Source organism: Rhodococcus koreensis (assembly GCF_900105905.1).
GTDB lineage: Bacteria > Actinomycetota > Actinomycetes > Mycobacteriales > Mycobacteriaceae > Rhodococcus_F > Rhodococcus_F koreensis.
The window spans coordinates 5,121,585-5,136,125 of the sequence record NZ_FNSV01000005.1 but is presented as its reverse complement, the minus strand read 5'-3'; the positions used below and the strand labels follow the sequence as shown (position 1 = coordinate 5,136,125).

Below are 14,541 nucleotides of genomic sequence, written 5' to 3'. Positions count from 1 at the left end.
CTACTTTTCTTGTGCGGAGAATGCGGCGTGCTACGGGACGAGAATCGCCCGGCCGCGCACCCGCCCGGCATCGAGATCGTCGAGGGCTTGCTGGAAGTCCTCGAGCCGGTACCGGGTTGTGTGCAACGTGACCTTGCCCTGGGCGGCAAGGGTCATGAGCTCCTGGAGGTCGTTGTAGGAGCCGACGAGGTTTCCGATGAAGTTGATCTCGGTGGAGATCACATCGATGGTCGGGACGTCGATGTTCTCGCCGTATCCGACGACGTAATAGTTCCCGGCGCGGCGCAGCATCGCGATGCCTTCCCGGGTGGCGCCGCCTTCGCCGACGAAGTCGACGACGGCCTCGGCGCCGTGTCCGCCGGTCAGGTCGAGTACCTGCTGGATGTGGGTGCCGTCGGCGACGATGCCGTGGTCGGCACCGATCTTCACGGCCAGTTCGACGGCTTCGGGGTTGCGGTCGAGCACGACGACGGTGACGCCGGAGATGGCTTTGAGGACCTGGATGCCGATGTGGCCGAGGCCGCCGGCCCCGATCACCACGCAGACGTCCCCGGGCCGGGTCGTGTTCGCGGCCTTGGCAACCGCGTGGTACGCGGTCAGGCCGGCGTCGGCGAGTGCGGCGACGTCCGCCGGTTCGAGCGTGTCGTCGATCTTCACGACGCTACGGGCGGTGGTGCGCAGGTACTCGGCGTAGCCGCCGTTGACGTCGATACCGGGGAACTGGCTGTTCTCGCAGTGGACGTCGTCACCGAATCGGCAAGCCCGGCACAGCCCGCACGTGATCAGGGGGTGCAGGATCACCTTGTCGCCGACCGCGACGTTGGTGACGGCATCACCGACAGCGTGGACCCAGCCTGCGTTCTCGTGGCCGATCGTGTACGGCAGCGCGACACCGGATTTCTCCTCCCACTGCCCCTCGAGGATGTGCAGATCGGTGCGGCACACGCCTGCGCCGCCGATGCGCACGACGACGTCGAGGGGGCCCTCGACCGTGGGTTCGGGAATGTCGGTGAGCTGCAGTTTGGTGTGGTATCCCACCACTTGCACGGCCTTCATCGCGGGCTCCTGGTTCTGAGGTTGGTGATTCGCGGTGCGGCGCCGACGGATTCGGTGTCGGCGTAGCGGGTGGCGAGCAGGCCGCGGCAGAAGTGGGCGTTGCCCTCCATCGAGATGCGCACCGACTTGGCGAAGCGCAGTCGCAGCGGCACCGATTCCGGGGGGATGCGCTTGCCGTCGTCGTCGACGAACACCCGACTGGCCGGGCAGATGCTCAACCCGATGCCGATCCGGCGGCGCAGCAGCGCGGCCTTGGATTTTCCCGAAGCGAGGTCGCTGAGGGTGAGCCGGTAGATCTCGTTCACACCCAGATCGGTGGTCTTCAGGTGCGCCTCCACGCAGCGTTCCATCGCGGCGGCGTGCGCCTTGGACCGGAACGTTCGACGCAACTCGTGCAGACTGTCCTCCGCCTCGGAACCGAACGTCCCGACGTATCCGGCGTCGGCGGCGAGGCCGGCGTTGATCTTGTCGCTGTCGTGATGGTCGTCGAGCAGCACCCGCACCTCACCGATGTCCTCGATCAGACGCAGCGCGTCGAGGGAATCGGAGGCCATGAGGTAGGCGAAGTTCGGCGAGCAGAACGCGGTGGGCAACCGCAAGTGCACGGTGACCCCGTCGTCGTCGAGGGTGACCGACCGGACGAACCCGAGATCGGTGATGGGTTCGTCCAGTTCCGGGTCGGTGACCGTCGACAGGGCCATCAGGACATCCTCTTCGGTGCAGACGACGGTGGCGGTCATGACGGCACGGATTCCGGCTCTCGCGCCCCGGCGGCGGCCTCCACACCTTCCTGCCCGGCCGGTTCGGCAAGTTGCAGGTCGGCGGGAACGTCGATGTCGTACAGCGCTGCCGCGTTGAGGCCGAGAATCTTCTGCTTTTGCTCCACGGTGATCGGGGCGTACTCACTCTGCATGTCCTCGGGGATCTGGAAGTCGACGAACTTCTCGATCAGCCACTTCGGGGTCCACAGCGCGTAGTCGCTGCCGAAGAGGATCTTGTCCTCGCCGATCCAGTAGAGCAGTTCGCCGATGATCTGGGCGAAATAGCGGGGCCGGGTGTGGATGAACGGCAACGCCACTGCCAGACCGCCGTACACATTCGACTCCTGGGTGGCGATCCAGCAGAAGTCCTCGAGCCGCGGCAGACCCACGTGCTCGACGACGAATCGCAGGTCCAGGTAGTCGGTGGCGACCTTGTCGACGTCGGAGACGTCGAACGCATCGCGGTCCAGGGGACGGATCGTCGGGCCCTTGTGGACGTGAATGTTCTTGATCCCCAGCGTGATGCACTCTTCGAGGTAGCGCCGCGACCACGGATCGTCGAGTTTGTAGCCGCGGGAGTCGCCGTGCCATTCGGCGGTGTAGAGCTTGACGCCCTGCAGGTTCATCCGGTCCGCGTCCCTGCGGAGCTGTTCGAGACCGGCTTCCTCGTGACGCGGGTCGTAGGCGTGGTTGTAGGTGAGCTTGCCCGGATTCTTGGCGACCAGGGCCAGCGCTTCGTCCGTCTGCCCGAATCCGTTGTGGTAAAAGTCGCTCAGCAGGGTGGCCTGGAAGATCGCGTGGTCGACGTATCCGTCCACGAAGAGGTCGCGCTCGAAGCGTTCGCTGCCGTAGTACGTGTAGGTGTCGTAGTCCCACACGACCTCTTCGGGGCTGAGGTTCTTGTGGTAGTCGTAGAAGCAGTCGATGAACTGTTTGCCGTGCACGTTCTTCTGGTTCGACTCGCGGCCGTCCCAGATATGCACGTGCCCGTCGACGATGAAGTATTTTTCGCCGTTCTTCTCATACATGCTGGAGTCTCCAATGCTCGGGAACTATTGGTACAGAACTGACTACGGAACTCCCGTAGCGGCATTCATCGGCTGATGGTCACCTTCAAGGCATCGTGTGAGTCCGCGTGCGCGAAGACGTCGTACGCGTCGATCATCTGGTCGAGACCGAAGGAATGAGTGCTGAAGGCGCCGGCGTCGAGTTTGCCGTTGGCCAGCAGGTCCAGCAGGGTCGGAATGGTGGTGCCGTTGACGAGTCCCGTGGTGATCGTGATGTTGTTGATCCACAGGTCTTCGAGATGCAGGTCGACGGGTTTGCCGTGCACACCGACGTTGGCAATGCGACCTCCGGGACGCACCAGCGTTGTGCACAGTTCGAAGGTCGCGGGAATTCCGACCGCTTCGACCACCACATGTGCGCCCAGACCATTGGTGAGTTCGAGAACTCGGGCGCGGACGTCCTCGGTGCCGCTGTTGATCGTCTCGTCGGCACCGAAACTCAGTGACCGCTTCAGTCTCGCCTCGGAGAGATCGACCGCTACGACGGTGGCGGCGCCGTAGAGACCAGCGGTACGGATCGAGGCGAGCCCGACCGGTCCGACACCGACGACGACAACGGTGTCACCGGGTTGTACGTGACCGTTCTGCACACCGATCTCGAATCCGGTGGGCAGGATGTCGGCCAGGAAGATGGCCTGCTCGTTGGCGACGGCGTCGGGCAGCACGTGGACACTGGTCTCGGCGTACGGCACGCGAACGTACTCGGCCTGCGTGCCGTCGATGAGGTGTCCGAAGATCCAGCCGATACCACCGACCGAGGCGCAATGTGAGGGCATGGCGGTCTTGCAGGGACCGCACTTGCCGCAGGAAGTGATGGCCGGCACCAGTACTCGGTCCCCGATCGCGAGCGACGTCACCGCCGACCCGACTTCGGTGATGACGCCGACCGCCTCGTGCCCGAGCACGCGGCCGGGGATGACGGCGGGCACATCTCCCTCGAGAATGTGCAGGTCGGTACCGCAGATCGTGGTGGTATCGACGCGGACCACTACGTCAGTGGGGTCGATCAGGCGTGCGTCGGGCACATCGGTCCACGACATCGCGCCCGTGCCTTGGAACACAAGTGCTTTCACAGTGATCTCATTCTCTGAGGGGTTGGCGAAGCAGCCACCGCTTCCCGGGTTGCCTCTCGGTCAACCGGCGCCGCCCACCACTGTTCGGTCGGCGGCGTCGGCCCCGGACAGCTGCGGTCTAGTGCTCCGTGAGGTCGAATCCGATGTACTCGGCGGCATCCTCGGGGCTGGCGAACAGCAGGGTCTTCTCGTCGAGGTGGACCATGCGCCCGTAGTGGGTGGAGCTGATCTCCTCGAAGATCGAGCCGTCGAAATCCTGCCCCAGGGCGTCGGTCAGTTCCTCGTAGTCGAAGTCGAGCAGCTTCTGGCCGTCGACGCGGATCATCGACGGGTACTCGGTCAGCTCCACACCGTCCTTCGCGCCCATCACCTCCGCGACGACCCGGCCGATCGGGGTGTTCATCAACGTGACGCCGCACATGTTGGAGAACTCGGTGGACGATCCGAATTGCATGCTCACTGGTCCAACTCCTTGGGGATGTCGAGCCCGATCTCCTCGAGCAGGGAACGGAACTTCGCCGTGGCGGCGTCGAGACTGTCGGCGAAGGTGACGGCCTTGTCGGCGGGCTGCGACCAGATCGGTTGCAGCGCGCGGGCGGCGTCGAGGCAGCGGGGCACCCAGGTGGCCAGCCACGTGCCGAACAGTTCCTTGTTCGACTCACCGTGCTCGGGGTCGCGGGTGAGCAACCGGAACAGGTTACGGGTGTATGCGAGGTCGCGGTCGTAGTCGTGCTCACCGGTGCCGACGATCGTGGGGGTGATGTAGTCGCCGTTGCCTGCGGCGATCTGCATGACCAATTCCGTGCGGAACAGCGAACCGACCAGCTGTTCGAAGACGATGTTGGAGCCGAACAAAAGCTCACACCAATCCGGAACGGCGGTGAGCCGCTCGACGACCTCCCGGGTCGGCTGCCACTCGGGCGCCGACTGCCAGACGGCCTTGTGCGCGTCGCCGTCGAAATCCTCGGTGGCCTCGGACAGGTCCAGGTTGAACAACGCCAGGTCCTGGGCGAAGCGCATCTTGTGGGCGGCATTCACCGCGACGGCCGTGTTGATCATGTTGGTCGGCCCGGACCGCTGGATGGACGTGAAGACATGCAACGCCAAACCGTTCTCGGCATGCATCCACGCGCCGAGATTGCGGGAGATGAACGTCAACCAGGGGGTGTTCCAGGCGTCGTAGACGCGGGCGCGCTTGGCGTTGGAGAGGCACAATTCGACCTGGTGGACGACCTTGGAGTTGTTGCGAAAGATCGTCTGGTCCCACTCCTCGTTCGGGTCGAGGAAGGCATGCCAGTTCGACGACTTCGCGACGGTCCAGTCCTGCGGATATCCGCCCGGTCCATTGCCGAATCCGTAGATCCACCCCTGGGAGAGGTGGCGGTCCGGGTCGGGTTGGACGTCGACGGTCACGTCCTCGTACATCGTGGACCGCTTCTTGGCCGGCGTGTAGTAGTTGAACGTGCGGCTGCGGGAGCTGGGGAACTCCAGCGCACCGGCTTCGGAGTCGGTGAACTCGATCTTCGGAAAGCTCCGCTGCTTGGGCTCGGAGGTTGCGGTCATCTCGTTTCTCAGTTCTGTCGGGGAAAGAGGGCTGTGAATTCCTGTGGTGGGCTACTCGAAGGCGGGGCTGGTGAACTTGTCGTAGAAGATCTGATCGCTCGGGGTGCCGGTGGCCTCGAGCAGGGCGAGCGCCGCGTCGACCATCGGTGGTGGTCCGCAGAGATAGACCTCGGTCTTGCCGATGTCCGGTTCGCGGCGGCTCACGACGTCGGTGACATTGCCTTCTTCGACGACGATCGACCCCGCCGGCTGTGGGACCATCGATTCCGACAGGCAGGCCACGAACGTGAAATCCGTGAGTCCCTCTCCGAGTCGGAGAATCTCGTCGACGTAGAACAGGTCGGCGGGCGTCCGGGCACCGTAGTAGAAGTGCACCGGTCGGGTATTGCCCGTCTCGCTCATGTGCCGCAGGAGTGAGAGGACGGGGGCCATTCCGGCTCCGCCGCCGATCAACACGATCGGCAGGACGTGACCTTCCTTGAGGGTGAACGACCCGTAGGGACCGGTCAAGCTGATCTCGTCGCCGACCGAGATGGCATTGTCGAGCAGCCCGGCGAACTTTCCGCCCGGATACTTCTTGATGAGGAATTCGATATGGCCGGGTGTCGACTGTGTCGTTGCCATCGAGAAGGACCGATGTTCCTCGGTCCCCGGGATCTTCAGGTCCGCGTACTGGCCGGGCCTGAACTCGTAGGCGGCGGGTTCGACGGGCTGCAATCGCAGCGAGACGATGTCCTTGGTCATCGACTCGATCCCGGTCACCTGGGTGCGTACATCCTGGATGGGGACACCGCCGAGGAGTTCGTCCTCGTCGAAGTTGAGCAGCTCGATCGTGCAGTCGCTGTATGCGGTTGAGCGGCAGAGCAATACCATCCCCTCGTCGACCTCGGATTCGTTGCACGCAAATGTCGAGTAGTTCTCCATCTGGATGTCGCCGTCCAGGACGAACGACTTGCAGGCCGAGCACCGCCCCTCGCGGCAGCCGTGCATCAGGTGGATGCCTTGCCGGAATGCGGCGTCGAGGATGTACTCGTCTTCGCCAACTTCCATCTCGATGTCGACGGGCTCGAAGTTGATACGGTGCTTGTCGGCCACGGGGGATTCTCCTGGGCTTGTGAAGTGAATGGTGAAGCGATGGGTGGCGCCGGAAGTGGCCGCGGCGCCACCCACCGAGCCTGGATCAGGCAGGAACGGTGCTGCCTGCGCGGTACGCGGCGATGTGAGCGTCGCGTTCGGCGTCGGACATCTGGTTCAAGAGCACGTTCGGGCTCTGGAAGGTGTTGCCCCGCACGTCGTCGAGGGTCCACAGCTTCTTCGGGTCGTCCAGATCGAGGTGCGGCTGACCGACCAGGGTCTTGCCGTCGTCGCGGACGTAACCGAGATCGGAGACGATGTCGGCGAGGTCCTTGCCGTGGTGCAGGGTCTCCCATTCACGGAACCCGGTGAGCCGTCCCATGTTCGGGGTCGGCTTACCCTGGTATTCCTCACGGAACGCGACGGCGTCGGTCCAGTAGCAGGTTTCCGAGCAATAGGTCCGCCACTGGTTGTCCACCTTCTCGACGACCATGTCTTCGCGGATGAGGGCGGGCACCATGCAGGTCCAGCACCGGTGCGGGTACTGGTACCCGACCTCTTCGAATGCGATCGGCTTGTTGCGACCGGGGTAGGCGAGCCGGTTGTACTCCTCCCACCACTTGCCGTACTTCGAGTACCAGCCCGGGTACTTGTGCTCGAACCACTCGAAGTCCTTGTCGGTCATGGCATCGATACGCCAGTAGTTGACCGGCCAACCGGTGGCGAAGAACCGGGCCACCTCGTGGACGTAGCCCTTGTCCGTGATGCGCTTCCACGCCTCCTCGACCAGGTCGTGCGGAATCGTCAGGCCGTACTTCTCGAGCGGGATGAGGTAGCTGCGGTAGTAGTCGTCGTAGATCCAGCGACGCCACATTTCGGCGTAGCTCTCCCGGTCCTTGCGGCGGTCCTTGGTGCCGTATTCGATGAAGGTGCCGATTGCGGCGTCGACGACGCAGTGGTTGTTCCACCATGCGTACCGCAGGTCGCGTTCGAGCAGTGGGCGATTCCGCTCGTCGGCGAGGGCCATCAGCAGGATCGAGTAACCGTTGGAGATGTGCCGCGACTCGTCGGACTGCACCGAGTGGAAGACGGTCGGCAACAGGTAGTCACCGTTGGCGGCGGCCTCGTCGGGCATGGCGACGAACAGGGTGTTCGTGAACGCGGTCTCGGCGACCACGGTCAGGTAGATGTTGGCCGAGGTGATCGCGTCACCGGTGATGAATCCTTCGCCGAACTGCCGGCCGATGGTGCCCGCGTAGTTGTTCGCGAACGCCTTCTCCGTCATGTCGAACCCGGCCGGGTCGATGTAGTTGTTCATGTACAGCTTCTTGAGGTTCATCTGAATCGTCGAGTGACGCACCTCGTCGATCATCTGCACCGCGAGACCGTTGTGGATCTCCGGGTTGGGGACGGCGTCGATGGCCATCGGCATCGCTCGGGCGGCCGAGATCTCGGGGAACGGAATGATCGACAGGAACAGCTTCTGCCATTCGAGCCACCGTTGCTGCACCTGGCGGAACATGTTGCCGCGGATGGCACCGTCCATGGCGCCGTACACGCGGTTGTCCTTCTCCTCCTCCATCGGGAAGTAGGACCGCATGATCTGCTTGAGAGGATCCTTCTTCGGAGCCTTCTCGAAGGTGTAGTCGGTGCCGAACCGGGTGGCCGGGGTTGCGAATGTCGGATCCCAGGACAGTTCGGTGATCTTCGCGTGGGCCTTTGTCAGGCTTTGCCTACTCAATGTGCGCCTCCTGGATCAAGAGCCGGCCGGGTGCCGGCTGCGGGGGACGTTGTGCAATGAATTGAACCGTGTGACCCAGCTCTCGACCGTCTCAGTGTGAGACGGCTATCACATCCAGGCGTGGCGGGTGACGGGCGACGGGCGACGATCTACCGCACGATCCGCGAGTTCGGCATCGTGTTCCGAACGGGCTCACCGGGGGATGTCAAATTGAGACGCCATCGCGCTCGGTCCTGAGGGAAGCTCTCGCCGAACCACATTCACCCGACCAGCGCCGGGTGACAGACAGGAGAAATCGATGACCAACCCGAACGGACTCACCACCGTCGCCGGTGCACCGGTACCCGACAACCAGAACAGTCTCACCGCCGGCGCGCGCGGTCCGATGCTCTTGCAGGACGTCTGGTTCCTCGAGAAGCTCGCGCACTTCGACCGCGAAGTCATCCCCGAACGCCGGATGCACGCCAAAGGCTCCGCCGCCTTCGGCACCTTCCGCGTCACCCACGACATCACCGCGCACACCAATGCCGACGTCTTCTCCGAAGTCGGCAAACAGACCGAGATCTTCCTGCGATTCTCCACCGTCGCGGGCGAGCGCGGCGCCGCCGACGCCGAACGCGACATCCGCGGCTTCGCCGTCCGCTTCTACACCGCACAGGGCAACTGGGACGTCGTCGGCAACAACACCCCCGTCTTCTTCTTCCGCGACCCCCTCAAGTTCCCCGACCTCAACCACGCGGTCAAACGCGACCCGAAGTCCAATCTTCGCTCGGCGCAGAATAACTGGGACTTCTGGACCAATCTCCCCGAGGCCCTGCACCAGATCACCATCGTGATGTCCGACCGCGGCATCCCCGACGGCTACCGGCACATGCACGGCTTCGGCTCACACACCTACTCGTTCGTCAACGACGCCGGGGAACGCTCCTGGGTGAAATTCCATTTCCGCACCCAGCAGGGCATCAAGAACCTCACCGACCAAGAAGCCGCCGTCGTCGTCGCCGGCGACCGCGAGTCGGCGCAGCGCGACCTCTTCAACGCAATCGAGGAGGGCAACTACCCGAAGTGGACCCTCTTCGTCCAGATCATGCCCGAAGCGGACGCCCAGACCTACCGCTACCATCCCTTCGACCTCACCAAGGTGTGGTCGAAGAAGGATTACCCCCTCATCGAGGTCGGCGAACTCGAACTGAACCGCAACCCGGAGAACTACCACGCCGACGTCGAACAGGCGGCGTTCTCCCCGGCGAACATCGTTCCCGGCATCGGATTCTCCCCGGACCGCATGCTCCAAGGCAGACTGTTCTCGTACGGCGACGCCGCCCGCTACCGCCTCGGCGTCAACCATCACCAGATCCCGGTCAACTGCCCGAGAGGCGCAGCGCACGTCAATTCCTTCCACCGGGACGGTGCCATGCGAGTGGACGGCAACCAGGGCAGCATCCCGAGCATCGAACCCAACTCCCACGGCCGGTTTGCCGACCAGCCCAGCTACGCCGAACCGCCGCTCGGAGTGGGTGCCGTCGCCGACCGGTTCGACTACCGCGCAGACGACGACAACTACTTCGAACAGCCCGGGAACCTCTTCCGCAGCATGAACGCCGAGCAGCAGACTGCGCTGTTCGAGAACACCGCCCGCGCCATCACCGGGGCGTCGGTGGCCGTCATCGAACGCCACATCGCCCACTGCACCCAAGCCGATCCCGCCTACGGCGAAGGTGTGCGCCATGCGCTCCGCGCCCGTGAGTACTTATTAACCGCCCGTGGTTAACAAGTACTCACGGGTGCGAAGCACATCGAGGGCGATGTCGGTGATCATGTCTTCCTGTCCGCCGACGAGGCCGCGCTTGCCGACTTCTTGGAGGATGGTGCGGACGTCGATGCCGTAGTTCTTCGAGGCGGTTTCGGCGTGCCGGAGGAAGCTGGAGTAGACACCGGCGTAGCCGAGGGTGAGGGTTTCCCGGTCCACGCGGACGGGCCGGTCCTGCAGGGGCCGGACGAGGTCGTCGGCGGCGTCCTGCAGCGCGAACAGGTCGGACCCGTGCTCCCAGTCGTGGAGGTTGGCGACGGCGATGAACGCTTCGATCGGGCAGTTGCCGGCGCCGGCGCCGTGCCCGGCGAGGGAGGCGTCGACGCGGGTGACGCCTTCTTCGACGGCGACGACACTGTTCGCGACGGACAGCGACAGGTTTTCGTGGGCGTGGATGCCGATCTGGGTGCCGGGGTCGAGGATGTCGCGGTAGGCGCGGACCCGGTCGCGGACACCGTTCATGGTGAGCCGGCCACCGGAGTCGGTGACGTACACACAGTGCGCCCCATACGATTCCATCAACTTCGCCTGCTTGGCGAGGTTGTCGGCGGGGGTCATGTGGCTCATCATCAGGAACCCGGAGACGTCCATGCCGAGTTCGCGGGCCTTGGTGATGTGCTGGGCGGCGACGTCGGCCTCGGTGCAGTGGGTGGCGATCCGGATGGAGCGGACCCCGAGCTTGTGGGCCTGTTCGAGTTCGGCGATGGTGCCGATACCGGGCAGCAGCAGGGTCGTCAGGGTGGCGTGGGTGAGGTTGTCGGCGGCGGCCTCGATCCACTCCCAGTCGGTGTTGGAGCCGGGCCCGTAGTTGAGGGAGCCGCCGGCGAGACCGTCGCCGTGCGCGACCTCGATGGCGTCTACCCCGGCGGCGTCGAGGGCGGCGACGATCCGGCCGACGTCGCTTGGGGTGATGCGGTGCCGGACGGCGTGCATGCCGTCACGCAGGGTGACGTCCTGGATGTAGAGCTTGGTCATGGTGCGACCTCCGCGGGGATCGTGTTCTGGATGCGTCGGGCGATGGATTCCGCGGTGCGCAGGGCGGCGGAGGTCATGATGTCGAGGTTGCCGGCGTAGGCGGGCAGGTAATGGGCGGCGCCCTCGACCTCGAGGAACACCGACACCTTGGTGGTGACCGGTCCGGTGCCGTCGGGGAGCAGGGTGTGGACGGGTTCGCCGTCGGGGATCGGGGTGAACTGGACGTCCTGCTTGAGCCGGTACCCGGGCACGTACTCCGCGACGCGGGCGGCCATCTCGGTGATCGAGGCGCGGATGGCGTCGTGGTCGGCGTCGCCGATGAGGGCGAGGACGGTGTCGCGCATCAGCAGGGGTGGTTCGGCGGGGTTGAGGACGATGATCGCCTTGCCGCGGGCCGCGCCGCCGACCTGTTCGATGGCGTGCGACGTGGTTTCGGTGAACTCGTCGATGTTCGCCCGGGTGCCGGGGCCGGCGGACTTCGACGCGATGGACGCGACGATCTCGGCGTAGGCGACCGCGGTGACGGCGGAGATGGCGGCGACCATGGGGATGGTGGCCTGCCCGCCGCAGGTGACCATGTTGACGTTGTCGACGTCCCCGTCGAGGTGCTGCTCGAGGTTGACCGGCGGCACCACGTACGGGCCGATCGCGGCCGGGGTGAGGTCCACCAGCTTCTTCCCGTAGGGGGCGAGGGCGGCGACATTGGCCCGGTGGGCCCCGGCGGAGGTGGCGTCGAAGACGATGTCGATGTCGGCGAAGGTGTCGAGGGCGATCAGACCCCGGACGCCGTCTGCGGTGGTCGGGACGTTCAGGCGGGCGGCGCGGGCGAGGCCGTCGGAGTTCGGGTCGATGCCGACCATCGCGCCCATCTCGAGGATGTCGGAGTTGCGCAGGACCTTGATCATCAGGTCGGTGCCGATGTTGCCGGAGCCGATGATCGCGACCTTGATCGTGGGGGTCTCGCTCATGAGTGGGTGCCCTTCGAGAAGGTGGCGGTGACGGTGCCGAGGGTGGACAGTTCGGCGCGGACGGTGGTGCCGGGTGGGGTGGGGACCATCGGGCCGAGGGCGCCGGAGAGGATGACCTGCCCGGCGCGCAGCGGTTGCCCGTACTCGCGGGCGGTGCGGGCGAGCCAGGCCAGGGCCTGTAGGGGGTCGCCGAGGCAGGCGGCGCCGGTGCCCTCGGAGACGAGTGCGTCGCCCGAGTACAGCCGCATCACGACGTCGCGGGGTTCGAATTCGTCCAGGGTGAGCCAGTTCTCGCCGAGGACGTACAACCCGGAGGAGCCGTTGTCGGCGACGGTGTCGGTGATGGTGATGTCCCAGTCGGCGATCCGCGAGTCGACGATCTCCAGCGCGGCGGCGGCGCGGGCCACGGCGGCACGGATCTGGGTGTCGTCGAGGTCGCCGTCGATCAGGTCGGCGCCGAGCACGAACGCGATCTCGGCCTCGGCCTTCGGTTGCAGCAACCGGCCGCTGGGCACCTCGGGCAGGGCGGTGACGTCCATGTCGGCGAACAGCACCCCGAAATCGGGCTGGTCGACGCCGAGCTGCTGCTGCACGGCGGGGGAGGTCAACCCGATCTTGCGGCCGGTGACCGTCCCCCCGGCGGCGAGACGCCGGTCGGTCAGCAGCTGCTGCACGGCATACGCCGCGCCGATGTCGGTGGTCCCGAGCAGGTCCCGCACGGGCGCACACGGTCGTGCGGTCGCGGCCGTGAGCCGCTCCGCGGCGGCCTGAATCGACGAATTCGGGAGGGCCGTAGAGGTAGTGGGTGGCATCGATGACCTCGCTGTGGGCTGGTTCGAGTGGGACGTTGCGCGCGTTGCTGCTTGTACTGTGCTGGGCCGAATGGGGATACTCAACGAATGAGTCCCGTAGAACGGAACACTTCGGCAGCGGGTGACGAGCCGACGTCGGTGGTCCGGCGGATATCGGATCTGCTCGCGGCGTTCGGTCCCACCGACACGACGCTGGGTGTCAACGAGTTGACCCGGCGCACCGGGATCCCGAAGGCGACGGTGTCGCGGCTGGTGAAGGAGATGGAGGGCGTCGGGTTTCTCGAGCGCAGCGGCGTCAAGGTAGGGCTCGGACTGCGGCTGTTCGAACTCGGGGAACGGGCGTCGCGGCGACGTTCGGTCCGGGAGGTGGCGCTGCCGTTCCTCGCCGACCTGCGGGAAGCGACACGGCAGACGGTGCACCTGGCGATCCTCGACGGGGCCGAGGTGGTGTACGTCGAGATCCTCCCGGGGCGGGATGCGCCGTGGCTGCCGTCCGGCGTGGGTGGGCGTCTCCCCGCACACGCGACGGGGGTGGGCAAGGCTCTGCTCGCGGGATCACCGCCCGCGGCGTTCGAGGCCGTGGTCGCGGCCGGGCTGTCGCGGGTGGGTCCGCGCACCATCACCGCGCCCGGAGCGCTGGTACGTCAGTTGCGGCGGATCGCGTCGACCGGCATCGCGTACGAGCACGAGGAGTCGGCACCCGGCGTCGCGTGTGTCGCCAGTGCCGTCCGCGTCGACGACGGTCCGCCGGTGGCCGCTGTCTCGGCGTCCGGGTGGATCGGCAAGGTCGACATCCGGCGTGTCGGGCCCGCCGTGCACACCACCGCACTGAGCATCACACGAGCGCTCACCGAGGTCGGGGATCGAAGTACCGGTCGGTGAGGTCGGCGCTGGAATCAGCCGGCCGGCGACAGCAGGACGAGTAGGGCCCTCATCCCTCGGCCATATCGAAGTGCGCCTGTGTCACTTCCGCCAGAACAGGTGGTGGGTCACGCCGCTCGGGCTGGGCACGACGTCGCAGTGGAACCGGCCGAGCAACTCGTCGGGAGATTCCCAGAGTCGCGCCCCGGATCCGAGTTCGATCGGTGACACCACCACGTGCAGGGTGTCGACGAGGTCGGCGTCGAGGAACTCCCGGATGGTGGTGGCCCCGCCGCCGAGCCGGACGTCCTTACCCTGCGCCGCCTCCCGCGCCTGCTCGAGGACCGTGGCCGGATCGGTGTCGACGAAGTGGAACGTGGTGTCGGAGAGCGTGAACGACGGACGGACGTGGTGGGTCAGCACGAATACCGGGGTGTGGAACGGGGGTTCGTCGCCCCACCAGCCGCGCCACTCGTAATCCGCCCAAGGCCCGCGATGCGGACTGAACTTGTTACGGCCCATGATCTCGGCACCGATATTGCAGTCATAGTCGCGGATCAAGTAGTCGTCGAGGCCGCGGCTCCCGCCGGGGCCGGTGCGCATGTGCCAACTCGCCGTGGCACCCGCCCACGCGAACAGGACACCAGGGTCGGCGTGACCGAACGGCCTCTCGAAGCTCTGGCCGTCACCGGCACCGAACCCGTCACGCGACACGTTGAAGTTCTGGACCCTCAGCAGTTGACTCATTCGGTTCCTCCTGCGCTCTCGACGATGGTAACG

At 65.6% G+C, this 14,541-nt stretch carries 14 protein-coding genes; 2 read left to right on the top strand and 12 right to left on the bottom strand.

Annotation, left to right across the window (positions count from 1 at the left end; translation table 11 throughout):
- Positions 1-30 precede the first annotated feature (30 nt).
- From BLV94_RS28030 to BLV94_RS27995, 8 genes are all read right to left on the bottom strand, one after another.
- Positions 31-1,056 carry an NAD(P)-dependent alcohol dehydrogenase gene (locus BLV94_RS28030; protein ID WP_072942590.1) on the bottom strand — a complete coding sequence of 342 codons (1,026 nt, stop codon included), beginning with the start codon at positions 1,054-1,056 and terminating at the stop codon, positions 31-33.
- Positions 1,053-1,796, bottom strand: a complete 744-nt coding sequence (locus tag BLV94_RS28025) for an iron-sulfur cluster assembly protein (protein WP_072942591.1) — start codon at positions 1,794-1,796, stop codon at positions 1,053-1,055. The genes BLV94_RS28030 and BLV94_RS28025 overlap by 4 nt, the downstream gene beginning before the upstream one ends.
- Positions 1,793-2,845 carry an amidohydrolase family protein gene (locus BLV94_RS28020; RefSeq protein ID WP_072942593.1) on the bottom strand — a complete coding sequence of 351 codons (1,053 nt, stop codon included), beginning with the start codon at positions 2,843-2,845 and terminating at the stop codon, positions 1,793-1,795. The genes BLV94_RS28025 and BLV94_RS28020 overlap by 4 nt, the downstream gene beginning before the upstream one ends.
- 65 nt (positions 2,846-2,910) lie before the next feature.
- Positions 2,911-3,957, bottom strand: a complete 1,047-nt coding sequence (locus BLV94_RS28015) for a zinc-binding dehydrogenase (protein WP_072942595.1) — start codon at positions 3,955-3,957, stop codon at positions 2,911-2,913.
- 118 nt (positions 3,958-4,075) lie between these two features.
- Positions 4,076-4,417 (bottom strand): propane 2-monooxygenase effector subunit MimD, encoded by a 342-nt coding sequence (gene mimD, locus BLV94_RS28010; protein WP_072942597.1) that lies wholly within the window; start codon positions 4,415-4,417, stop codon positions 4,076-4,078.
- The gene (locus tag BLV94_RS28005; protein WP_072942598.1) at positions 4,414-5,520 is read right to left on the bottom strand and encodes an aromatic/alkene monooxygenase hydroxylase subunit beta; all 1,107 of its coding nucleotides are present in this window, start codon (positions 5,518-5,520) and stop codon (positions 4,414-4,416) included. The genes mimD and BLV94_RS28005 overlap by 4 nt, the downstream gene beginning before the upstream one ends.
- Before the next feature lie 51 nt (positions 5,521-5,571).
- Positions 5,572-6,615: an FAD-binding oxidoreductase gene (locus BLV94_RS28000; protein WP_072942600.1), complete on the bottom strand. Its 1,044-nt coding sequence runs from the start codon at positions 6,613-6,615 to the stop codon at positions 5,572-5,574.
- Between the two features lie 85 nt (positions 6,616-6,700).
- A complete protein-coding gene (locus BLV94_RS27995) occupies positions 6,701-8,335 on the bottom strand; it encodes a ferritin family protein (protein ID WP_072942602.1) in 1,635 nt (544 codons plus the stop codon).
- Between the two features lie 298 nt (positions 8,336-8,633).
- On the opposite strand from BLV94_RS27995, the gene BLV94_RS27990 reads away from it, so the two are divergent.
- Positions 8,634-10,106: a catalase gene (locus BLV94_RS27990; RefSeq protein WP_072942603.1), complete on the top strand. Its 1,473-nt coding sequence runs from the start codon at positions 8,634-8,636 to the stop codon at positions 10,104-10,106.
- Here the strand turns inward: BLV94_RS27990 and dmpG are convergent.
- The 3 genes from dmpG to BLV94_RS27975 are packed head-to-tail and all read right to left on the bottom strand — an operon-like array spanning position 10,089 to position 12,900.
- Positions 10,089-11,120 carry a 4-hydroxy-2-oxovalerate aldolase gene (gene dmpG, locus BLV94_RS27985; RefSeq protein ID WP_072942604.1) on the bottom strand — a complete coding sequence of 344 codons (1,032 nt, stop codon included), beginning with the start codon at positions 11,118-11,120 and terminating at the stop codon, positions 10,089-10,091. The genes BLV94_RS27990 and dmpG overlap by 18 nt on opposite strands.
- Positions 11,117-12,088 carry an acetaldehyde dehydrogenase (acetylating) gene (locus BLV94_RS27980; protein ID WP_072942606.1) on the bottom strand — a complete coding sequence of 324 codons (972 nt, stop codon included), beginning with the start codon at positions 12,086-12,088 and terminating at the stop codon, positions 11,117-11,119. The genes dmpG and BLV94_RS27980 overlap by 4 nt, the downstream gene beginning before the upstream one ends.
- Positions 12,085-12,900 carry a 2-keto-4-pentenoate hydratase gene (locus BLV94_RS27975; RefSeq protein ID WP_072942608.1) on the bottom strand — a complete coding sequence of 272 codons (816 nt, stop codon included), beginning with the start codon at positions 12,898-12,900 and terminating at the stop codon, positions 12,085-12,087. The genes BLV94_RS27980 and BLV94_RS27975 overlap by 4 nt, the downstream gene beginning before the upstream one ends.
- Before the next feature lie 87 nt (positions 12,901-12,987).
- On the opposite strand from BLV94_RS27975, the gene BLV94_RS27970 reads away from it, so the two are divergent.
- Entirely contained in the window at positions 12,988-13,782 is a 795-nt protein-coding gene (locus BLV94_RS27970; RefSeq protein ID WP_072942609.1) for an IclR family transcriptional regulator, read from the top strand.
- Positions 13,783-13,863: 81 nt separating this feature from the next.
- Here BLV94_RS27970 and BLV94_RS27965 read toward each other — a convergent pair whose 3' ends face one another.
- The gene (locus BLV94_RS27965) at positions 13,864-14,508 is read right to left on the bottom strand and encodes a dihydrofolate reductase family protein (RefSeq protein WP_072942611.1); all 645 of its coding nucleotides are present in this window, start codon (positions 14,506-14,508) and stop codon (positions 13,864-13,866) included.
- Positions 14,509-14,541 lie beyond the last annotated feature (33 nt).